14 protein-coding genes and 8 pseudogenes are annotated in these 22,494 nt (G+C 47.5%); 10 read left to right on the top strand and 12 right to left on the bottom strand.

Annotation, left to right across the window (positions count from 1 at the left end):
* Positions 1 to 151: 151 nt before the first annotated feature.
* From HT085_RS03845 to HT085_RS03865, 5 genes and pseudogenes are all read right to left on the bottom strand, one after another.
* Entirely contained in the window at positions 152 to 928 is a 777-nt protein-coding gene (locus tag HT085_RS03845; RefSeq protein WP_003688792.1) for a ferredoxin--NADP reductase, read from the bottom strand.
* A gap of 187 nt (positions 929 to 1,115) precedes the next feature.
* The gene (locus HT085_RS03850) at positions 1,116 to 1,910 is read right to left on the bottom strand and encodes a BUD32 family EKC/KEOPS complex subunit (protein ID WP_003688791.1); all 795 of its coding nucleotides are present in this window, start codon (positions 1,908 to 1,910) and stop codon (positions 1,116 to 1,118) included.
* A 46-nt stretch (positions 1,911 to 1,956) separates the two neighbouring features.
* On the bottom strand, positions 1,957 to 3,366 hold the full coding sequence (gene thrC, locus HT085_RS03855) for a threonine synthase (protein ID WP_003688790.1): 1,410 nt from the start codon (positions 3,364 to 3,366) through the stop codon (positions 1,957 to 1,959).
* 72 nt (positions 3,367 to 3,438) lie between these two features.
* Positions 3,439 to 3,807, bottom strand: coding sequence for a hypothetical protein (locus tag HT085_RS03860; protein ID WP_003691259.1), 369 nt, complete (start codon positions 3,805 to 3,807; stop codon positions 3,439 to 3,441).
* 250 nt (positions 3,808 to 4,057) lie between these two features.
* Positions 4,058 to 5,522: pseudogene (locus HT085_RS03865) on the bottom strand (DUF3360 family protein).
* A 254-nt stretch (positions 5,523 to 5,776) separates the two neighbouring features.
* Between HT085_RS03865 and HT085_RS03870 the strand changes: the two are divergent.
* Positions 5,777 to 6,693 (top strand): annotated as a pseudogene (locus HT085_RS03870) (LysR family transcriptional regulator).
* 2 nt (positions 6,694 to 6,695) lie between these two features.
* Here HT085_RS03870 and HT085_RS11690 read toward each other — a convergent pair.
* The 4 genes and pseudogenes from HT085_RS11690 to HT085_RS12130 all read right to left on the bottom strand — a co-directional run.
* Positions 6,696 to 6,908: pseudogene (locus HT085_RS11690) on the bottom strand (IS1595 family transposase); the annotation flags it as partial.
* Positions 6,909 to 7,220: 312 nt separating this feature from the next.
* Complete coding sequence (locus HT085_RS03880; RefSeq protein ID WP_003701373.1) at positions 7,221 to 8,825, bottom strand: autotransporter outer membrane beta-barrel domain-containing protein; 1,605 nt, start codon at positions 8,823 to 8,825, stop codon at positions 7,221 to 7,223.
* Between the two features lie 117 nt (positions 8,826 to 8,942).
* A complete protein-coding gene (locus HT085_RS03885) occupies positions 8,943 to 9,470 on the bottom strand; it encodes a hypothetical protein (protein ID WP_047952148.1) in 528 nt (175 codons plus the stop codon).
* A 799-nt stretch (positions 9,471 to 10,269) separates the two neighbouring features.
* A pseudogene (locus HT085_RS12130) lies at positions 10,270 to 10,577 on the bottom strand (hypothetical protein); the annotation flags it as partial.
* A gap of 196 nt (positions 10,578 to 10,773) precedes the next feature.
* Here HT085_RS12130 and HT085_RS03895 point away from each other — a divergent pair.
* The 8 genes and pseudogenes from HT085_RS03895 to HT085_RS03930 all read left to right on the top strand — a co-directional run bounded on the left by HT085_RS03895 (position 10,774) and on the right by HT085_RS03930 (position 19,959).
* A complete protein-coding gene (locus HT085_RS03895; RefSeq protein ID WP_003688780.1) occupies positions 10,774 to 12,084 on the top strand; it encodes a replication-associated recombination protein A in 1,311 nt (436 codons plus the stop codon).
* Positions 12,085 to 12,203: 119 nt separating this feature from the next.
* Complete coding sequence (locus tag HT085_RS03900; protein ID WP_025455799.1) at positions 12,204 to 15,209, top strand: type I restriction endonuclease subunit R; 3,006 nt, start codon at positions 12,204 to 12,206, stop codon at positions 15,207 to 15,209.
* Between the two features lie 48 nt (positions 15,210 to 15,257).
* Positions 15,258 to 15,488, top strand: a pseudogene (locus HT085_RS03905) (virulence RhuM family protein); the annotation flags it as partial.
* A gap of 49 nt (positions 15,489 to 15,537) precedes the next feature.
* Positions 15,538 to 16,740 carry a restriction endonuclease subunit S gene (locus HT085_RS03910; protein WP_003691244.1) on the top strand — a complete coding sequence of 401 codons (1,203 nt, stop codon included), beginning with the start codon at positions 15,538 to 15,540 and terminating at the stop codon, positions 16,738 to 16,740.
* Positions 16,733 to 17,293, top strand: a complete 561-nt coding sequence (locus tag HT085_RS03915) for a hypothetical protein (protein WP_002239757.1) — start codon at positions 16,733 to 16,735, stop codon at positions 17,291 to 17,293. The genes HT085_RS03910 and HT085_RS03915 overlap by 8 nt, the downstream gene beginning before the upstream one ends.
* A gap of 10 nt (positions 17,294 to 17,303) precedes the next feature.
* Positions 17,304 to 18,143 (top strand): hypothetical protein, encoded by an 840-nt coding sequence (locus HT085_RS03920; RefSeq protein ID WP_003691241.1) that lies wholly within the window; start codon positions 17,304 to 17,306, stop codon positions 18,141 to 18,143.
* A 66-nt stretch (positions 18,144 to 18,209) separates the two neighbouring features.
* Positions 18,210 to 19,811, top strand: coding sequence for an HsdM family class I SAM-dependent methyltransferase (locus tag HT085_RS03925; RefSeq protein ID WP_003691240.1), 1,602 nt, complete (start codon positions 18,210 to 18,212; stop codon positions 19,809 to 19,811).
* A gap of 31 nt (positions 19,812 to 19,842) precedes the next feature.
* A complete protein-coding gene (locus tag HT085_RS03930; protein ID WP_225577407.1) occupies positions 19,843 to 19,959 on the top strand; it encodes an ABC transporter in 117 nt (38 codons plus the stop codon).
* A 162-nt stretch (positions 19,960 to 20,121) separates the two neighbouring features.
* Here HT085_RS03930 and ribBA read toward each other — a convergent pair whose 3' ends face one another.
* Both ribBA and HT085_RS03940 read right to left on the bottom strand, forming a co-directional pair.
* Complete coding sequence (gene ribBA, locus HT085_RS03935) at positions 20,122 to 21,459, bottom strand: bifunctional 3,4-dihydroxy-2-butanone-4-phosphate synthase/GTP cyclohydrolase II (RefSeq protein ID WP_014580213.1); 1,338 nt, start codon at positions 21,457 to 21,459, stop codon at positions 20,122 to 20,124.
* Positions 21,460 to 21,681: 222 nt separating this feature from the next.
* Positions 21,682 to 21,801, bottom strand: a pseudogene (locus tag HT085_RS03940) (glycosyltransferase); the annotation flags it as partial.
* A gap of 54 nt (positions 21,802 to 21,855) precedes the next feature.
* Between HT085_RS03940 and HT085_RS12135 the strand changes: the two are divergent.
* A pseudogene (locus tag HT085_RS12135) lies at positions 21,856 to 22,054 on the top strand (replication initiation factor domain protein); the annotation flags it as partial.
* Here HT085_RS12135 and HT085_RS03945 read toward each other — a convergent pair.
* Positions 22,049 to 22,300: pseudogene (locus HT085_RS03945) on the bottom strand (transposase); the annotation flags it as partial. The pseudogenes HT085_RS12135 and HT085_RS03945 overlap by 6 nt on opposite strands.
* Positions 22,301 to 22,494: the final 194 nt, after the last annotated feature.

A 22,494-nucleotide genomic window follows, 5' to 3' on the forward strand; every position in this document is an offset into this window, starting at 1 on the left:
TAATAAAACGGATAGGTCTGGATTTCCGCCTGCGCGGAAATGACGGAAATGTGCATTTCTAATTTTTACCCACTATAAAAACCCCGAATCCTGATTGGCAAGATTCGGGGTTTTTGATTGCTGATGCCGTTCAGACGGCATTTCAAGCGGCTTATTGATCCACAAATGCGCGCTCAATCAGGTAGTCGCCGCGCACGCCGGTTTTCGGGGAGACTGTCAGACCGAAATCGTCCAAAACTTTGCAGGTGTCTTTCAGCATCGCAGGGCTGCCGCACAGCATGGCACGGTCGTCTTGGGGGTTGATTTTGGGCAGGCCGATGTCTTCAAACAGTTTGCCGCTTACCATCAGGTCGGTCAGGCGGCCGCGGTGTTCGAATTCTTCGCGGGAAACAATCGGGTAGTAAATCAGTTTTTCTTTAACCAAGTCGCCGAGGTATTCGTGTTCGGGCAATTCTTTGGTAAAGCGGTCGTAGTATGCCAAATCCTTTTTGTAGCGCACGCCGTGTACGAGGATGATTTTTTCAAACTGTTCGTAAATTTCGGGGTCTTTGGTAATGCTCAAGAAAGGGGCGATGCCGGTACCGGTACTCAACAGGTAAAGGTGTTTGCCCGGATTCAGATCGCAGGCAACTAGAGTTCCGGTCGGTTTTTTGCTGATTAACACTTCGTCGCCGACTTTGAGGTGTTGCAGGCGGCTGGTCAGCGGGCCGTCTTGGACTTTAATGCTGAAAAATTCGAGGTGTTCTTCCCAGTTGGCGGAGGCGACGCTGTATGCGCGCATCAGCGGCTTGCCGTCCGCCATCAGCCCGACCATGACGAACTGTCCGTTTTCAAAGCGCAACGATTCGTCGCGGATGCAGGTAAAGGTAAAATATGCGTCTGTCCAGTGGTGTACGGACAATACTTTTTGGGTATTGAATGCTGCCATTTGGGTTTCCTGTCAGTAAAAGAAATGGATAGTGCTTGTTCGGGACGTGCGGCAGAGTGGAAATGTCTGCCCGATTCGGGATAAAGTCAAAATTCTAAACGAAACGGATGGTTGCGACAATGCCTGATGCGCGTTGGTTATATGCCGTCTGAAGGGCTTCGGACGGCATCGTGGGGCGGGCGGTGGCTTACGGCGGCATATCGGCGAGGGAAATTAAGGAAATCGAGGCTGCCAGCCTGAGCGCGTCCCGTCCCCAGCGGGGGTGTTCCAGCCTGCGTATCGGGAGAATCGGTTTGACGGTGCCGGCAATCAGCTTTTGTATTTCGGCAGGCTGATCCGACAATACGCCGCCCCATTTTTCCGCAGCCGCTTCCAGCAGTCCGCCGTTTTTCAATATCAGCGCGGTCGAATGGATGTAGCAGAGCCAATCGCGGGCTTGGCATTGCGCTATGGTCAGGACCTCGGAAGGGTCGTCTTCAAAATCCAAAAAGCTGATGTTTTTTCCGTCCCACATCATATTTCGTGCAAACGCCTGACTGAGGAACTGCCGTTTTTTATGCACGCGTGCAATGGCTTCCAAACCGGCAAGCCAAGCGTCCGCCTTTCCGGCTTCGGCTTCTTGGCGGATTTGCGTATCGAGCGGGATGCCTTCCAAATTGCCGAACATAAGGGCATTTTTCCGGAGGGCGAGCAATTCGGGAACGGCTATCCCTGCCGAACGCAATTCGTACAGGCGTTTTGATTCGGTTGCAATGGCAGGCTCGCCGCCGAGGCTGGGAACCGGCTTCAACACCCCCAGTTTCAAATATCGGGCAACCATACCGAGCAGCGCGTAACGCCATCGCGCATTGTGCCTGCCTGCTTTGCGTACCCATACCTTGGTCCCGTCGGCAAGCAGGTAGGGGGCGATGGTTGCCTCCTGTTTTGCCGCCAATTCGTCCAGCAGTATAGAAAAACGGGTTTCCTGCATAGGTAAGGTCATTTTCTTTCAATCTTAAGTTCGGATGGAATGCCGCCCATACGGAACATCAGGCAAGGGTTTGTTCGATGATGCCTTTTACCGCATCCGCACTGTTCGGCACGGTTTGCACGCGCTGCGGCAGGTTTTCCAAACCTTCCAGCGCGGCGGGGCGCGGAATGGCGACATCGCCGACGGCTTCGCGTATGGTCGCATCGAATTTCGCCGCCAACGCGGTTTCCAAACAAACCACCGTTTCCCCCGCTTCGCGCACTTCGCGGGCGACTTTTACGCCGTTGGCAGTATGCGGGTCGATGAGTTCTTTGTCTTGCTCGTAAACCTGTCTGATGGTGGCGAGGCGGTCGGCGTGGGTAGATTTGCCGGAGGTAAAGCCGTATTTGCCGCCGACTTTGTCCAAGGCAAACCGCAGGTCAAAGCCTTTGCCTGCCGCGACTTCCGCCCACAGCGTATTGATTTCCTGAGGATCGCGATCCATCAGGTCGAACACGAAACGCTCGAAGTTGGACGCTTTGGAAATGTCCATAGACGGGCTGGAGGTTACATAAGTATGCGCGCTGTTGCGCGGGCGGTATGCGCCGGTTTTGAAAAACTCGTCCAGCACATCGTTTTCATTGGTCGCGACAATCAGGCAGCGGACAGGCAGGCCCATTTGTTTGGCGATGTGTCCCGCGCAAACGTTGCCGAAGTTGCCGCTCGGTACGCAAAAGCTGACGGTTTCGTCATTGCTTGAAGTGGCATTGAAATAGCCTGCAAAGTAATAAACCACTTGCGCGACGATGCGCCCCCAGTTGATCGAATTGACCGTACCGATATGGTATTTTTCCTTGAACGCGGCATCGTTCTGCACTGCCTTCACAATGTCCTGACAGTCGTCAAACATCCCCTTCACGGCGATATTGTGGATATTCCCGTCTTGCAGGCTGTACATCTGCGCGCGTTGGAACGCGCTCATTTTACCGTCGGGCGACAACATAAATACGTTCACGCCTTTTTTGCCGCGCAAGGCATATTCCGCAGCCGAACCCGTATCGCCGCTGGTTGCGCCCAAGATATTGAGTTTTTTGCCTTCTTTGTTTAAAACATATTCAAACGCATTGCCCAAAAACTGCATCGCCATATCTTTGAACGCCAGCGTCGGGCCGTTGGACAAGGCTTGGATTTTGATGCCGTCTGAAAGCGTGCGGACGGGGGTGATTTCCTTAGTACCGAACGCCGCTTCCGTGTAAGTACGGTTCAGAATGTCGCGCAAATCGTCCTCCGGAATATCGGTAACGAACAGGCACATGATTTCAAACGCCAATTCGGGATAAGCCAAACCGCGCCATTTGTCCAAGGTTTCGCGCCCGATTTGCGGATAATGTTCCGGCAGCATCAGTCCGCCGTCGGGTGCAAGCCCCATCAATAAAACTTCGCTGAACGGTTTGTGTGCGGTTTCGCCGCGCGTGCTGATGTATCTCATGATTTTTCTCGTTTGTCGAAATTGCAGGAAAACGGATTCAGACGGCATCTGCCTCATGCCGTCTGAAGAAGGTTAGCGGTACAGGCGTTTGAAGCAGGCGGAAACCGTTTTGACGGTCAGGGCGGCAAGTGCCTGATTGCGCGTGGACTGGTTCAGCATCTGCATCACATCGTTGCCGGTCAGCTGGTTAGGTGCTTCTTCGGTAGCGCAGCCGCAAATCTTGTTTTCCCATTCCGCCTGTTTTTCGGCACTCATCGCCAGCGCGGTCAAACGCCATTCGCTGCGCCTGTCCAATTCCGCACGGCATTGGCTTTCTACCGTCATTTTGACGATGCTGCCACCCATACCCGTGCCGCCGTCTAAGCTGCCGAATGTGTTGCCGCCGGCGGCGCACCCGCCGAGTAAGATTGCCGCCGGCAAAATAGACAAGGTTTTATTCATCTCAATTCCTTTTCGGTTGAAACCCCGCCTTTTATGGCGATAGGATCTGATTAGCCGCCCCGTTCGGGATAACGCGAAGGGCGGCGTTTTATGCGCCGTTCCGAGTGTTGGAGCAAACCGTTTGAATATCCGGTTGAAGCCCGGCAACATTATACTTCAATCGGGAAAATAAAAAATCCCGCCGCCGTCATTTTGCCTGTTTGCAAAAATGCCGTCTGAAACCGGTTCAGACGGCATTTGCGATTTCAGCCTAGCCCAAAGATTTGAACTGCTCCAAAAACGGAGGGATACCGGGCAGCATCCCGACCGCACCCATCGCCACACACAAGATTAAGAAACCTACTGCGGGTATCAATACTCGTCCGACAAAACCTAATTGCGCGCTGCGTTCTTTGCAGCCGATTAAGCCCAAATTATCCAACAGCATCGTCAACGCCCAGCCGAAAACCGGATTGACCAGACGGAAGAGAACACCACGATGGCGGCGGATTGGGTGGTTTTGCCTTTGCGCGTCATTTCCATGCCCGCTTCCAAAAGCGGTAAGTATACGCCTACGATCAAGGCTACGCTCAATACCGGCTGCCAAATCGCCAAGTCCATCGGATAGCCCCACAACCCGGCGATAATACATAAAACCGCCGTTAAAACCGCACCGCCCGGAATGGGGCGTTTGGCAATCGATGCCGGCACGATATAAGTTCCCCAAGAAGAGGTAAAATTTGCACCCCCTAAAATAGAACCCACTGCTTGACGGACAGAACAACTTGTCATGGTGTCGTCTATATTCATCAATACCTTATCGGTTTTTTCCGGATAGCTGATTTTTTGGAACACTTGATGTCCTAAAAAATCGGGCGACCACATTGCAACAGCCAATACCGCAAATGGAAAGACAACCAAAAAACTTTCTGCCGTCGGCAACCCCAGATGCCAGCCGCTGTTTTCACCCTACCAATAAGCAGGACTCATTGGAGGCAGGCCGGGGGCGGTGTGAAACTCAAACGGCGCACCCAATGCAAATGCCGCCACACCGGCAATCAAGCATCCCAAAGGCACGGCCAACCAGCGTTTTTTCCAATGCTCCAACAAAGCGTACATCACAATCGTTACAATAATGACGGTAAAAGCGATGTAGGGCATATTAAAACCGCCTGCCCACGAAAACAATTTTTTTACCTGCCCCGTCGTGCCGATAAAGCCCAAATAGAGTAATAATCCGCCGCATACGCCGTTGCTTGTCAGCTTCGCCATAATACTGCCGCCGCGAAATAAAGCCATCAGCAGACCTAAAACCGCAATCGAAATGCCGAACGCCAAAGGATGCCCGCCTGCCGACACAACGATGGGAATCATCGGAATCAGCGGCCCGTGCGTACCGGGCAGGTTGGCGCCGGGCAGAAAAAAGCCCGATACCAATAAGATAAACGCGGCGGCGATTAAAAGCTCATAGCGCACATTTTCCAGTACAAAGCTGTCAGGCAGCCCCAAAGGTGCGGCAAACGCCGCCGCCCCCCCACCATCACCACTTTTCCAATCGTTCCCGCCATCGCAGGAATCAAATCCTCCCACTCGAAGCGGTAATCGCGAAAGGGCAGGTTGGGCCGCCAGCGTTTTGGTTGCATAATCTGCAATTCATGTTCCAAATATTCGTCCCGCGTCGCAAATTCCGAAGCCGGACGGTGTAAATCCCGATAAGTCCCATTATGTTTTTCCATAACCTTCCTCCTTATATATCGCGCCTCGTAAAAGGGGGCGCATGACTTTTCTTTTTGATACGGGCTGCGTTCGGAAGCCGTAACCCCATTTAAAGCCCAAACAGGCAATAAAACCAATTTTTTTTTAATAATCATCATCCGGAAAACTGATACAATTTACAAACCACTTGATTAAAAAGTTAATTTTCAGCAACAATCCGCCTAAAAGATTTCGATTGCACAAATATAGAAAACATCCGCACAAGGAGGGATACATGGATGCCGTACAATTAAAATCATTTGTCGCCGTCGCGCACGAGGGCAACCTTACCCAAACCGCCAAACGACTTTTCCTTTCCCAGCCCGCCGTTTCCGCCCAAATTAAAGCCCTTGAAGAATATGTCGGCACGCCGCTGTTCAGGAGCACGGGGAAAGGCATGGTATTGACGCGGGCGGGCGAAATACTGTTGCCCGAAGCGGAATCCCTGCTGCAATACAAACACAAGTTGGAGTATTTTGCCAAAACGCTGGCAGGCGATTATTCGGAAGAGACCAGTTTGGGCATTATCCACCCCATCGATTCGGCAAAACTCGTCGCGCTGACGGACAATATCGGTCAAACAGCCCCCCAAAACGCGCCTGCACATCCAATACGGAATGAGCGGCGAAATCCTCTCGCGCATCCAACACAAAACCCTGCACGGCGGCTTTATACTCGGCAACGCCGCCCAAGGCGGCATCCGCAGCGTATTCCTGCAAAACCTGACCTACGCGCTGATTTGCCCGCAAAGCCAATATTCCCGGCTGACCCGCTCCCTTCCGCAGAGCCTGCAAGAATGCGTATGGATAGAAATGTCGGGCGTGTCCGGAAGTAGGAAGCACCTGCACCAGTTTTGGCGCAGCAACCGGCTCTCACCCAAAAAAACAGATATTGTGCGACTACCCCCAAACCCTTATCGATTTGGTTGCAGGCGGTATAGGTGTGGCAATGGTGCAGGGAAACAAAGCCGAAGCGGCGGCAAAAGAAGGCGCGGGCGTGGCTATTATCGAATCGTGCCGCCACAGTATGCCGCTCAATTTCATTTATGCGGAAGAATACGAGGATAATCCCCACGTCTCACTCCTGCTCGAGTGCGTTGAAAAAGTATGGGGAGTGCAGGCGGTGCAGCCGCCCGTTGTCTCGGACAACTGAAATAAATCCTGCTTTGCTGATTGTTTTAGAATAGAAATTTGAATTTTATCACGCTGAAAACACTGAAAACGCCATCCGCATTCTCTCGAATACGGCTTAAAATGCCCTTTGGAAATGCCGTTAAACTGACGCAAATGCCGTTTTGCACAATTCCAAAAGTTTTCAATTCCGTTAATGCAATTTTGCCGTTTGGCGAAATGCGTGCTGTTCCGTAAAAGCCAAAAAAACCTTGCGGGGCTTGCACGCCCCCATCTGCCGCGATCCAAGTTTGAACAAAATATTGGAAGGGTTTGCTGTTGAAACGGGAATCGGGCAGGCAATGTGTGGCAATAAAATGGGGCCTGCCGAATAATGGCGCGGCCCCGATATCATTCAGTCAAACTGATGGGAAACGGATAAGCGGATGTTGTACGATCCTTTTTTCCCGCCGGAAAACTCTTTTTTCCGCATCGGCAAAGACATTCGTTTTTTTTGCCTGTCCGCGCATTGTAGCCCAATCCGGCGGAATACCAAGTCCCCCTCGTATTTCATTTTTGAGCATAATGACTTTTGCCCTCAAATGCCTTAAAGGAACGACTGCCCAAAAATTCATGAAAGATATTGCCTTTGATATAGAAAAGTTTTTTGCCTCCGTCAAATTTTCTCACGACATCCAAACCCAAGCGGCCTATCAGGCTGTTTGCGTGGCTTAAATTGACGTTTATGCCGTTATCGATCCGATAGCCGGTACCTCTCAAATAGGAATATTGCAACTGTACTTGCGGTGTAATCCGCCACAATTTATCGTCATCCAAAAATTTACGGCGGCCGTATTCGGTGCTGATAGAGAATAGGGTGTTGCTATATTTTCCCTTGCCCCATAATTGCCCCATATGATTTCGTGCAATCACACGGTTACGCAGTTTTCCTATTTTTAATACATTGTCGATATACCCTGTTTCGTCTCCTTCTTTATCTATGTATTGGGTAGTATTGTACAGAGCCAATTCATATTTCCTGATTTTGTCCTTGCCAAACGTATTCCATAATGATGTCCTGCCGTGGCCGTAGTCGAGACTTATGCCCCATTTGCGTTTTTTCTCCTGCTCGTTGAGGCTGAATCGGTCATATCCGATTTCAAAATCGTTGTTATGAAACCTAAACGCATTGGATTGAATCACACGGGTATGCGTCAGCCTTATCCAATCGCCTTCTTTTTTATCCAACGTTGAAAAAGCCCGCTCCCCTTCGCGTTTGGCATAAGTATCCAAAGTGAACGCATAATGTGCGGTTGAATCGAACATATCATTGATATTTTTGACATTTCGGCTCGGATTGCCGGTAGCCTGTTTGACCAAATAGACATTTTGCCTGTTGTCGGTATAGGTTTTATTGACATAATCGTCTCCAGCTTTTTCCGCCGTCATTTCAGAGCCGTTAAAGGATTTATTATAGTCATCCTTGTTGTTTTTATCGCCGTTATGTGCGGAGTATTCGACAGTCAGGGCATCCTCCATAAGGTGCGTATCGTCAATATATTTTTTACCGTTCACAAATTCATTTTTTGAGTTTGTTACTGTAGCGAAACGCAAACGTTCGCCGTAATTCATACTGTCGAGCACTTCGGACAGATTTTTGACGACGACTTCTTGCGGTGTCGAAGTGCCTTTTTTCACATAGAGCATATCGCTGTGAATGCCGTCTTTATTCAGATGCATCAAGAATTTATTGGCACCCGCCAATTCACCGATATGTAAGGCGCGTCCACTTGTTTTAGCATCATTATTAAAATCGATAGTGCCTTGTCCTTCCAATTTATCCAGCCAGCTTTGACCTGTCATCGTCCATAATGCGTCTTTGGCTAAATTAAAGTTAATTTCGCCCGCACTTTTGCTGTCTAAATTTGCAACATAGTTTTCGAATAAATTTTTATGTTTGGAATCGGTTAAGCCGCTAAAATTATCCAAACGTCCCACTAAACGGATGTTCGGCGTGAAATCTAATTCCACTTTACCCTTATTTACCGCCAAGACATCGCCTTTATAGTGAATAGTGTCGGCAACAATATTCGTGTTATTCAAAGGTTTGATGGCTACCAAACCCTTATCAGATACGGTTGCCCCTGTGATACGGGTATCGTCTTTATAATTCAAATGAATTGAACCATCTTGCCTTGCAAGATTGGCAACGTTGGAGTCAATGGTAATTTGACCAAATCCACCTTTGCCTTTTTGTAGGCGAAAACATTATATTTCGGGTTTGAAATCACATTATTTTTTCCCCTTGAGGGAAATTGAGGAGTTGTTGGAGTATAAGCCCCAAATTCCGCCTTGTACGATATTGTCGCTCTTCGCAGACAATTCGACTTTCGCGTTTTGCCATGAATAAATGCCGATATGGCGAAATCCCCCATTTAATGCCTTAGATTTTTCACTGATTTCACTCTTAACGATATTATTCTCGCCAATCAGTTTGACCAGCGATTTGTCGCCATAGGCAAAAATGCCGTTGGAACCTCGTTTGCTTTTATAATATGGTGTCTCCGTTAATACTTTGGAATTGTTTACATAATCCGCATCCGCATCGCCGGATTTCATGGTAACAATATTATCGCCGCCGGCTTCCAGTATGATTTTATTTCCATCATCCCTTGTTCCGGGTCTTGCCCCCGTTCTGTTAATCAGAGTCGAAATGCCGTCGCTGCTGTATGCGGCGTTTTCCACGGTAATTTTATTGTTTTCTTTCGCCTTGAGGGTAATCGTGGCATTTCCGTGAGCGGTAATCCCTTCTTGGTTCATCGGGCTGCCTCCTACTTCAACGATATTGTTTGCCGCACTCAAAACTACATCGCTGTCAATCGTGGATTGAACCCCCCACCCTGTATGGTTCTGGCGAATTATTGGGGTATTTTTCTTTCCAGGCATTGATTAAAGCCGTCTTGGTGTCCGGATTTTTAACCCGGACAATATTATCCTCCTCGGCTTCAAGCGTTGCTTTTGCAGAATGCGACGTGATAATGCCTTTTACGGAGGCGTGGTTTTTTACATTTAAATCAACTTCATTATTCCCCTTGACGGCTTTGAGTTCGATGGTGCTGGTGCCGTCAAGGGAAGGTTGGGTAGTATTGCTTGGTTGATTATTGATGAAAGTACCCGTCGTGTGTCCGGAATAGGGGGAGTTGGACTGGAGGCCATTTACGCCCAATCCCAAGCCGTCGCCCTCAGTGGTGATGGATATTTTATTGTTATTCCCCGTTAATACGGTATTGGATTTAAAAGCCGTTTCAATACCCCTTAAAAAACTTGTACTCTCAACTTTTCCTGCCGGCATAGGCTCGGCAAGCTTCCCTTTAATCGCAACCACATTATCGCCGTCTTCGGCAGTCAGATTAACATTGGTATTGCGGAGGTTGTGAATACCGAAATGGTGTGTGCCTTTATGAACGTTAACGTTCATATTGAACAAATTGCCTGTTTTTGAATGGAAGGATATGCTGCCTTTGTCATTTTCATCGGAGGGGGTGATATTGTTGACATACCGCACTAAAGCGTTATCGTTCACTAACTTTTCTTGATGTGTGGTTGGATCTGTTACCTTATCGGCAACATTCAAATTAAATTGAATTTTTCCTTTGGCATCCAAATGGATATTTCCGGAATAGGGTTGTACGTCAACAGATTGAAAATCATTGTTGAAAATAATGTCATGATTGCTTCTCACCGATAATTCGGGTTTGTATTCCAATTTTAGGTCTGCAAAAGAACGGATGCCGTAAGAACCGTTGACCAGTAAGTCTCCATCTGCCCCTTCCCCGGTGGTAATAAGTTCCAATTTCTCATAACTGTTCCCCTTTCTTCCAATAAGGCAAAATAGTTTTGTTTACTGTAATCTTAACTTCCCCGCATGGTTAAAACGGGACCTGGTCTTTGCGGGTCCGGTTGCAAAGCTGCATGGATGGCATAGCGTATAAATTTCCTGAAATTTCCCAATTGTACGCCTAAGATCGGCTTAGTACAAACGGTGGGGCGGTATCCGTATGCGGCACGCCGCCTTTCCCTGCCGTATAATCATATTGTCTGAAAACCTGTTGACGGAGCCGTTATGACCGATTTGTTTGTCCGAGAACCCGACGCACCGCTTGCCGAACGTCTGCGCCCGCATACGCTTGATGATGTTATCGGGCAGCAGCATTTAATCGGCGAAGGCAAGCCGCTGCGCGTGGCGGTGGAAGGCGGGAAGCCGCATTCTATGTTGCTGTGGGGGCCGCCGGGCGTGGGCAAGACAACGTTGGCGCGGATTTTGGCGCAGAGTTTCAATGCCCAGTTTTTGCCTGTTTCCGCCGTGTTTTCCGGCGTGAAGGACATCCGCGGGGCAATCGATAAGGCTGAAATCGCTTTGCAGCAGGGACGCGCGACGATTTTGTTTGTCGATGAAGTCCACCGCTTCAACAAGGCGCAGCAGGACGCGTTTTTGCCGCATGTCGAAAGCGGTTTGCTGACCTTTATCGGCGCAACGACGGAAAATCCGTCGTTTGAAGTCAATCCCGCGCTGCTGAGCCGCGCGCAGGTATATGTTTTGCAATCCTTGTCTTCAGACGACCTCAAGAAACTGATTGCCAAAGTGTTGGCTTTGCCCGAATACCGGGATTTCACGATTGAAGCCGATGTGCAAGAGCTGCTCGTCAATACCGCCGACGGTGATGCGCGCAGATTATTGAATTTGTTGGAACAACTTTTACGTGCCGCCGACACGCGCCGTCTGAAAATCCTGACCACCGAATTTCTCGCCGACAGCTTGGGCGCGCAAATCCGCCGTTTCGACAAAGGCGGCGAGAGTTTCTACAACCAAATCTCCGCCCTGCACAAATCCGTGCGCGGTTCGCATCCGAACGCCGCGCTGTATTGGTTTTGCCGTATGCTCGACGGCGGCACCGACCCGCGCTATCTCGCCCGCCGCATCGTGCGTATCGCTTGGGAAGACATCGGGCTTGCCGACCCGCGCGCCTTCCAAATCGCCAACGATGCCGCCGCCACCTTTGAACGCTTAGGCTCGCCCGAAGGCGAACTCGCGCTGGCGCAAGCCGTGCTGTACCTTGCCGCCGCCGCCAAATCCAACGCGGGCTACAAGGCATACAACCAAATGCGCCGCTTCGTCAAAGAAAACGCCAGCGACGAAGTGCCCGTCCACCTGCGCAACGCCCCGACCAAGCTGATGAAGGAATTGGGCTACGGACGCGAATACCGCTACGCCCACGACGAACCGAACGCCTACGCCGCCGGCGAAAGTTATATGCCCGACGGCTTGGACGAACCGGACTTTTACCAACCCGTCCCGCGCGGGCTGGAAATCAAAATCGGCGAAAAGCTGGCATGGTTGAAATCGCTGGACGAAGAGGCATTAAAGGCAAAATGAAGCGATGTCGTCTGAAGCAGAACAGTATGGCAAAGCCGGTACACCGAAAAGGCGTATCGGCTTTTTTCAGGTGTTATAATCCGTTTCAATAAATTTTGATGACCCATTACGTTACGTTTATGTCCCAAACCCACAACGAAAATTCCCGCGTCAAAATCCCCGCCGTTTTGCACCTGATGCGCTTGGGCTATGATTATCTTTCGCTAAAAAATGCAAATTGGGACAGACAAACCAATATCTTTCCCGAAATCTTTGTAGACAGCCTCTGCCGCATCAATCCCGATTTGCCGCCGGATGATGCACGCCGCCTGCTTGCCGACATACGCTTAGAGCTGGATAACGAAGATTTGGGGCAAAAATTTTACGAACGCCTCACCAATCAATCCGGCGGTAAGAAGCTGATCGATTTCCAAAATTTTGACAACAACAGTTTCCACGTTGTAACTGAGTTGCCTTGTATCAACGGCGACGAAGCATTCCGCCCCGACATTGCCCTGCTGGTAAACGGCATGCCTTTGGTCTTTATCGAAGTCAAAAAGCCCAACAATAAAGGCGGCATCGGCGAAGAGCGGGAGCGCATGGGCAAACGTGCGAAAAATCCCAAATTCCGCCGTTTTATCAACATCACCCAATTCATGATTTTTTCCAACAACATGGAATACGACGACGGCGCAACCGAGCCGGCACAAGGCGCGTTTTACGCCTCGTCTGCTTGCGGCAAGCCCGTATTCAACTACTTCCGCGAAGAGCATAAATTAAACCTTACCGAATTATTGGACACGCTTTCAGACGACCTTGAAAACAACGTTCTACAAGACAACAACCTGCCCGTTATCAAACACAGCCCCGAATTTATCAGCAATAAATCGCCCGATACGCCGACCAACCGCATCCTGACTTCGCTGCTTTGCCGCGAACGTCTTTCTTTTCTTCTGCAACACGGGCTGACTTACGTCAAAGCAAGTCAAGGCTTGGTGCAAAAACACATCATGCGGTATCCGCAGCTATTTGCCACCCTTGCCATTGAAAAACATTTGGCAAACGGCGGCAAAAAAGGCGTGATTTGGCACACCCAAGGCTCTGGCAAAACCGCGCTTGCCTATTACAACACCCGCTACCTGACCCACTATTATGCCAAACAGGGCATCGTGCCGAAATTCTATTTCATCGTGGACAGGCTTGATTTATTGAAACAGGCGCAGCGCGAATTTACTGCCCGCGATTTAGTCGTCCATACCATCGACAGCCGCGAAGCCTTCGTTGCCGACATCAAATCCGCCCAAACTTTGCACAACCACGCAGGCAAAGCGGAAATCACTGTTGTTAATATCCAAAAATTCCAAGACGACCCCGATGTCGTCGCCCGTAACGACTACGACCTCGCCATTCAGCGCGTCTATTTTCTCGACGAAGTACACCGCAGCTACAACCCCAAAGGCTCATTTCTTGCCAACCTTAATCAGTCCGACGTAAACGCCGTCAAAATCGGGCTGACCGGCACGCCGCTTATCGGCGTAACCGCAGGCAACGTCAACACCCGCGAACTCTTCGGCGACTACATCCACAAATACTATTACAACGCCTCCATTGCCGACGGCTACACCCTGCGCCTGATACGCGAAGAAATCGGCAGCCGATACAAGGCGCAATTACAAGAAGCACTGGCGCAACTTGAAATCGAAAAAGGCAGCTTTGACCGCAAAGAAATCTACGCCCATCCGCACTTCGTCCACCCGATGCTTGACTACATCTTGGACGACTTCGCCAAATTCAGAAAAACCAACCAAGACGAGAGCCTCGGTGCCATGGTCGTTTGCGACAGCGCAGAACAGGCACGCCAGCTTTTTGAGCATTTTCAGACGGCCTCAGACCACAATTTCACCGCCGCGTTGATATTGCACGACGTCGGCACTAAGGAAGAACGCGACCAATGGGTTAAAGATTTCAAAGCGGGCAAAACCGACATCTTGTTTGTGTACAACATGCTTTTGACCGGCTTTGACGCGCCGCGCCTGAAAAAGCTCTATTTGGGCAGACTGATAAAAGCCCATAACCTTTTACAAACCCTGACCCGCGTCAACCGCACCTACAAATCTTACCGCTACGGCTATGTCGTCGATTTTGCCGATATCGAACGCGAATTTGACAAAACCAACCGCGCCTATTGGGACGAACTTTCCAACGAATTGGGCGACGAAATCGGCAGTTACAGCCAGCTATTCAAAACCGCCGAAGAAATCGAACAGGAAATTGCAGACATTAAAAACGCCCTGTTTGATTTCGATACCGAAAACGCCGAAGAATTTTGCAGCCAAATTAGCCAAATAGAAGACAAAAAACAGCTTCTGGCCTTAAAAAAAGCCCTGCAAACCGCCAAAGAGTTGTACAACATCCTGCGCCTGCAAGGCAGCCACGAATTTCTTGCGCATCTGGATTTTGACAAGCTCAATCTTTTGTACCGCGAAACCGCCGCCCGCTTGGATACCTTAAACCTTGCCGAAAAATTACAGCAAGGCGACACCGCCCATTTGCTCAATGAAGCGCTGGAAGACGTTTACTTTCAATTCGTCAAAATCGGCGAGGCGGAACTCAAACTTGCCGACGATTTAAAAGACATCATGCGCAAAGTGCGCGAAGGGCTGGCGGGCAACTTCGACCAAGACGACCTTGAATACATCAGCCTGCGCGAAGAGCTGGAACGCATCTTCAAGAAAAAGAACCTCGCCGAAGTCGGGCAGGAAGAAATGCAGGCAAACATTGCCACACTCCAAACCGTCTATACCAAAATCAAAGAGCTGAACCGACAAAACGACCTCTTGCGGCACAAATACGGCGGCGACGCCAAATACGCACGTATCCACAAGCGGTTGATGGAAAACGCCGCCCTCTACGGAGACAAACTCAAAGTCTTCAACGCGCTAAACGGCGTCAAAACCGACGCCGACCAAAGAGTGCTGGATATGGAGCAGATTTTGGACAACCAGAATTACTTTGAAAAACAAATGCAGGGCATCGTATTAAAACGCTTTAGAACGGAACAGCAATTTCCTGTTCAACCCGCAGACATCCAGACCATCAACCGCCTGTTGGTACGGGAATATTTAAAAGAAAGCGGGCGGATTTGAGAAGTAGATTTTCAGGTAGCCTTAACCATTTATAGATACAGGAAAGCTATGCACAACAACGACATCATCATCTACACCACGGAAGACGGACTATCCGAATTTACCCTGCGCGAGCTTGACGGCGAACTATGGCTTGCCCAAAAAGAAATTGCCGAACTCTACCAAACCAGCAAACAAAACATCGGTAAACACATCAAAGCCATATTTGCAGAACAAGAACTGGACGATTCAGTTGTAAACTTTCAGTTTACAACTGCCGCAGACGGCAAGAACTACCGATGAAATGTTTTTTTCAGACGGCCTTTGAAGAGTTTTGTAACGGAACATCATGAATCATTTTAAGAAACAACAAATTCAAAATATTGCTGATTTTAATCCGAGAGAGCAACTAGCCAAGGGAGCATTGGCAAAAAGTGTTCCGATGGCAATGTTGAAAGAATTTCAACGACAAATTACGGGTTACGAAATCAAGGCATTTAACGGTGGAGCTAAGTTTCGCAATGGTGATACCTTATTAGCTAAGATTACCCCGTGTTTGGAAAATGGGAAAACCGCTTTTGTAGATATTTTAGATGATGGAGAAGTGGCTTTCGGTTCTACCGAATTTATCGTGTTAAGAGCAAAAAATGAAACCAATCCCGAATTTCTCTATTATTTTGCAATCAGTCCCGATTTTAGAAAACGAGCGATTGAATGTATGGAAGGAACTTCCGGCAGGCAACGTGTCAATGAAAATGCATTAAAAACACTGGAGTTGCCTATTCCAGAACCTCAAATCCAACAATCCATCGCCGCCGTCCTATCCGCTTTGGACAAAAAAATCGCCCTGAACAAACAAATCAACGCGCGCCTGGAAGAGATGGCGAAAACCCTGTACGACTACTGGTTTGTGCAGTTCGATTTCCCCGACGCCAACGGCAAGCCCTACAAATCCTCAGGCGGCGACATGGTGTTTGACGAAACCTTGAAACGGGAAATTCCGAAGGGGTGGGGAAGTATAGAATTACAATCTTGCTTAGCAAAAATCCCAAATACTACAAAAATATTAAATAAAGATATTAAGGATTTTGGAAAATATCCTGTTGTTGACCAAAGTCAAGATTTTATTTGTGGATTTACCAATGATGAAAAATCTATATTAAACCCACAAGATGCTCATATTATTTTTGGTGATCATACAAGAATTGTTAAGTTAGTTAATTTTCAATATGCGCGGGGAGCAGATGGTACACAAGTAATATTAAGCAATAATGAACGAATGCCAAACTATTTGTTTTACCAAATCATAAATCAAATAGATTTATCAAGTTATGGTTATGCTAGACATTTTAAATTCTTAAAAGAATTTAAAATAATTTTGCCTAGTAAAGATATTTCTCAAAAATATAATGAAATAGCAAATACTTTCTTTGTTAAAGTTCGAAATAATCTAAAACAAAACCACCACCTGACCCAACTACGCGATTTCCTACTACCCATGCTGATGAACGGGCAGGTATCCGTAAGATGTAGCGGAGCAAGAGATGGATAAACTATTTAAAATATTATTAAATATAAGTAGTACATCTTTGCTGTTATCAATATATTTTATTAAATCGCAATATTATATATTAGACCTTACTTGGTTTTATCGTGTAATTTCAAATCATTGGATAGAACCTATTTCTAAGTTAAGTCTACTTTTTTATTTTCTAATACCATTTATCGCAACCGCTACTGTCTTATGGCTAAGCAAATACTTGGGGAAGGATGAATTCAAGCAAGGAGAGGTGAAAGAATTAGAATATGTTAACGATAATTTCTTACCTAGCTATCTTGGTTATTTTTTTGTTGCTCTAAGCATACCCGATAATAATCTTTTTTTGCTATTTGTTATGTATGGAATTATTTTCTTACTAGTTTCATGCTCTAAGTCATTTTATTTTAACCCTGTTTTTTTCTTATTTGGCTATCGATTTTATCAAGCAAAAACTGAATCAGGGTTATTATTAGTGCTGATTAGTAAACAGGAATTTAGAACGCCACAAAGTGTAAGTTCGATTGCTGTATATCGAATTAATAATTTTACTTTCTTAGAAAAATAGGAGTTCAATAATGAATTTTGTTTTAGCTAAAATTACTTGCAAGAAAGATTTAGTAAAAATATTATCTGATGATCATATTTTCCCTGACTTTTCTTACGAGAATTTAAATTTTATAACATATAACTATGATTACAATCTTGATGATGATACTTGGTTTCAAATTGAAAATTTAAAGAATCAAGATTTTTGTCCTAAGTTTTTGGATAACTCAAATTTATTTGATTCAAAAATGTTTAGTGAAATAAAAAAGGAAGAAATAAATATAGAGAAACTAAAGTATTTAGTATCTTGTACTAATGATGCACTATTCTTCCAGAAAATCACAAGTTCATTATTACTCAAAAAGAAGCACTTGCTAACTATATGCGGAAATGGTGCGAAACTATGCGAACCACAAGACTTATTGGTTATTAAAGATATTCCTGATGCTGTTTATATAATAAAGGATGATAAATTAATATTTAGAACCCTTTCTTCTATTTCAAATATATTTAAAGGGATTGAAGATTTGTATCGAGAAGCTACAAATACTGAAGTACAGCAATTCTTAGAAAGCGATTTTATTGATTTAAAAGAAGATTTTTTAAGTGAAAAAGTATCTATTCCCAATAGGAAAAGAATAGCTTTAGTTCAAGATAGATTGAATAATATGACGCTAGATCAAAGACAAGAACTATTAAATTACCTTGCTGAATATAATAATATCTTGAAATTTAACGCAGATGGCTCTCGTGTAGAAATTTCTACTGATGTACAGCTGAAACATTTGTTATATGGTATTGATGAACGTTATTACACAACAGCATTAGGAAAAGAGAAAAGGTTGGCAAATAGTGTTCAACCTATTTAATCTGCCAGCAAACCAACTAATGCTAAACAAAATTTAAGCGACGCTAGCAACAAACCGAGACATTCCATGACCGAACAACACTTTACCGAACAAATCAAATCCCTAATCGACAGCTTAAAAACCATCTGCGCCAACTATGGTTTGGGCAATGACGGCAACGAATTTAAAATCATCAGTCAGGCGTTTTTGTATAAATTCCTAAACGACAAATACGATTTTGAAGTTAAAAAAATTCGCAAAGAAAAGCCCGACGAGCCGATCGAGTTCGTCAATATGGATATTGATGGAAAAACAGCGGTTTTAAAGCCCGAACATTCCATCAAGTATTTATCAGAGCGGCAAAACGGCGCGGATTTTGCCAAACTCTTTGACGATACGCTCACCGATATTGCCGCCTGTAATGCGGATTTGTTTTCGGTGAAAACCGAAGGCGGGGCGAAAATCGTGTTGTTCGAGCGTATCAGTCAGTACATTACCGACGAAGGCCGACGCGACGATTTTTGCCGCGCGCTGATTTCCAAGCTGGCGGGTTTCAGCTTCGAGGCGATTTTTGCGCAAAAATTCGACTTTTTCGCCACGATTTTTGAATACCTGATTAAAGACTACAACAGTAATTCCGGCGGCAAATATGCCGAATACTACACGCCGCACGCGGTTGCGCGGATTATGGCGGATATTTTGGTGCCGGAGGAGGTGCGCGGGCAAATCCGCAGCGTGGACGTTTACGACCCGTCGGCCGGTTCGGGAACGCTGTTGATGAATGTCGCCCATGTCATCGGCGAAGATAAATGCATGATTTATACTCAGGATATTTCGCAGAAATCGTCCAATTTGTTGCGGCTGAATCTGAGTTTGAACAATCTGGTGCATTCGCTGAATAATGTGGTTCAGGGCAATACGATTTTGTCGCCCGCCCACAAAGACGCTTCAGGCTGTCTGAAAAAATTTGATTTCATTGTTTCCAATCCGCCGTTTAAATTGGATTTCAGCGATTTCCGCGATCGGCTGGAAAGCGATGAAAACCACGAACGCTTTTTTGCTGGTATCCCGAAAATCAAGCCAACAAAGAAAGAGAAGATGGAAATCTATCAGCTTTTTATCCAGCATATTCTGTTCAGCCTGAAAGAAAACGGCAAGGCAGCGATTGTATTACCGACCGGCTTTATCACGGCAAAATCGGGCATCGATAAAAAAATTCGCGAATATCTGGTGGAAAACAAAATGCTCGCCGGCGTGGTGTCTATGCCTTCCAATATTTTCGCTACGACGGGAACCAATGTTTCTATCTTGTTTATTGATAAAGTCAATAAGGATAAAGTTGTATTAATCGATGCTTCCGGTTTAGGTGAAAAAATTAGTATTAATGACAACCAAAAAACTGTACTTTCCCACGAAGAAGAACAAAAAATCTGCCATACCTTCACGCACAAACAGGCAGTAGAAGATTTCAGCGTGGTGGTCGGCTATGATGAAATCAAAGCGAAGAATCACAGCTTGTCGGCGGGGCAGTATTTTGAGGTAAAAATTGATTATGTGGATATATCCGCCGACGAATTTGTGCAAAAAATAGCGGGATTTTCAGCGGATTTGGATAAACTTTTCGCCGAATCTGCCGAATTGGAAAAGGAGATTAAGGATAGATTGGCGATGTTGAAATTCAATTCATAAATACCGATGAATGAAACCGGTCAAACTTAAAATGCCGTCTGAAAGCCTTTCAGACGGCATTTTGTTTGGTTTGGAAAATACTTATGCCGTTCTTTCCCCGAAAGAGAGAATCCAAAAAACCAAAGCCACAGGAATTCATCGGAAATGACACAAAAACCCGACGAACCGGATTCCCGCCTGCGCGGGAATGACGAATTAGAAGTTACCCGAAATCCGAAAAAAGCAAAATCCAACCCAACAGACCGGGTTTTCGTTTGTACGGAAATAATGCAATAAATGAAGCAAATATAAAGCATTTGAATTTACTATATTATTTTTCCGCTTCTTCAAAGCCGACGACTTCGAGGCCGAAGCCGGTGAGGCCGGTGAAAGATGACGGTTGGCCGAGGACGCGCAGTTTTTTGACGTGGAGGCCGGCGAGGATTTGCGCGCCGATGCCGTAGCTTTTGCTGTCCCATTTGTAGGCTTGGTTTGCGCCTTTGGGTAGGGTGCGGTCGAGCAGGGATGCGCCGTCTTCGGTGTGGTGCAGGAGGATGACGACGCCGCTTTCGGCCTGTTGGACGCGCTCAAGGGCTTTGGGCAGCGACCAGGAATGGCGCGGATTGGCTTGGATGAAGTCCATCACGCTGAAGGGTTCGTGGACGCGGACGAGGGTTTCGGTGTCGGCGGAGGGTGTGCCTTTGACGAGGGCGAGGTGGGTTTCGCCGGAGAGTTTGTCGACGTAAACGTGTTGTTGGAACTCGCCCCACGGAGTTTGTACGGGCGCGTCGCCCATATCTTCGAGCAGGCTTTCGGTGCGGCTGCGGTATTCGATGAGGTCGGCAATCGTGCCGATTTTGAGCTTGTGTTCTTCGGCGAATTTCATCAGTTCGGGCATACGCGCCATCGTGCCGTCGTCGTTGATGATTTCGCAGATGACGGCGGCGGGAATCAGCCCGTTCATTTGCGCCAAGTCGACGCCGGCTTCGGTGTGTCCGGCACGGACGAGTACGCCGCCTTTTTGGGCGCGAAGCGGGAAGATATGACCGGGTTGGACGATGTCTGCGGGTTTGGCGGTCGGGGAAACGGCGGTTTGAATAGTCAGGGCGCGGTCGGCGGCGGAAATGCCGGTGGTAATGCCGTGCGCGGCTTCGATGGAAACGGTAAAGTTGGTACCGTATTGCGCGCCGTTTTTTTGGGTCATCATCGGCAGACCGAGTTTTTCGACCATTGCACCTTCCATAGGCAGGCAGACTAAGCCGCGCGCGTGTTTGATCATAAAGTTGACGGCTTCGGGGGTAACGAATTGCGCTGCCATCAGCAGGTCGCCTTCGTTTTCGCGGTCTTCGGCATCGGTGATGATGACCATTTTACCGGCTTTGATGTCGGCTAGGATTTCGGGGATGGGGGAAATATGGGACATGGTGTGTTTTCCTGTGTGTCCGGGCGGTCGGCCGGTGTGTTCGGTATCGAGCCAGAAGGCGGGCATTTTTGCCGCCTGTTCGATTTTGCGGGCTTTTTTCTCGCCGAAGGATTTGTTTTTCAAAAGGGCGGAGAGTTCGCCTGTGTTGAGGGCAACGGCTTCGGCAAAACGGTTTTGCAGTCCGCCGTAGTGTTCCGCTATCCATTGCCGCAGGTTGCGGCGGCGCAAGCCGGCTGTGTCGGTCATCGTTTTATCCTTTGTAGAAATCGGATGTAGCGGATTGTAAGCGCGTATTTACTAAAAAGCAAATTTGTTTTTCGCCAAATCGGATTATTTGCCTTTTGGTAAACAGATGCCGTTTGAAGCCGGATTCGTGGCTTCAGACGGCATTGCCGCAACCCCGCCGGCGGGGCGGCTGTTTCTTCCCGCACGCTTCTGATTATGGGGTTTCCGGAGGGTTATTCCGAAAAAAAAATTCTGATAAAAAGCCTTGATTGCCGGGTACGGCATAGGCGGTACGAGCAGGCGCAATACCGGCAATCCTATGATGAATGCCGCCTTCCCGATAAAAACCGGACGGATTGCCCTTTACTTTCTACAAGTAACAGGGCTTTTTTTTGCCCGTTTTTGAGGATTCGTACCATGGAAGATAAGGAAGGGATGAAAAAGGCGGTTGCCGGCGTGATGACGGAGGCGCCGGCGGACGGCAGGAAGCCGGCAACCGCTTCGAATCTTCCCCCCCCTTATCTAACAGGGGGGTACGGAAACCGAAACGGCGGGCAGGGTTCAGGAAGTCTTCGAATGTTACGAAACGTACATAACGGACGGCAAAGGAAACCTTACCATTTCGTTTGAGAAGCCTGAATACTGCGACTTTTCCGGCAGCACCGCGACCGCGTTTACCTTTGCGTTGTCCGCCAAAATAACTTTCATCTGCTTCTACTTCGCCATCAAACATTTCTAAATGCGGACCGTTTTGATAAATCAGTCATCGTAAACGATGAAAATCATAGGCTGCGGTATTTTTATTAACGCCTACCAACTCTGCCGCTGTTCTTGCAGTTACGCCTGCGACAAATAGCCCAATGAGTTTATTTTGTTTATACCGGCTTAGACGGCTTTTCTCATTGGCTTATTCTAACCTAAATGGGATTTTTAGCCGTTATCCGGTACGTCCCCTAATTTAATAAAAAAATGGCGGTAATTGACTTACCAAAATCTTTGTCCTAGAATGCCCAGACTGTCCAATGTTTGTAATAACTCTATAAAAATCAAATAACT

It is taken from the genome of Neisseria gonorrhoeae, assembly GCF_013030075.1.
Classification (GTDB): Bacteria; Pseudomonadota; Gammaproteobacteria; order Burkholderiales; family Neisseriaceae; genus Neisseria; species Neisseria gonorrhoeae.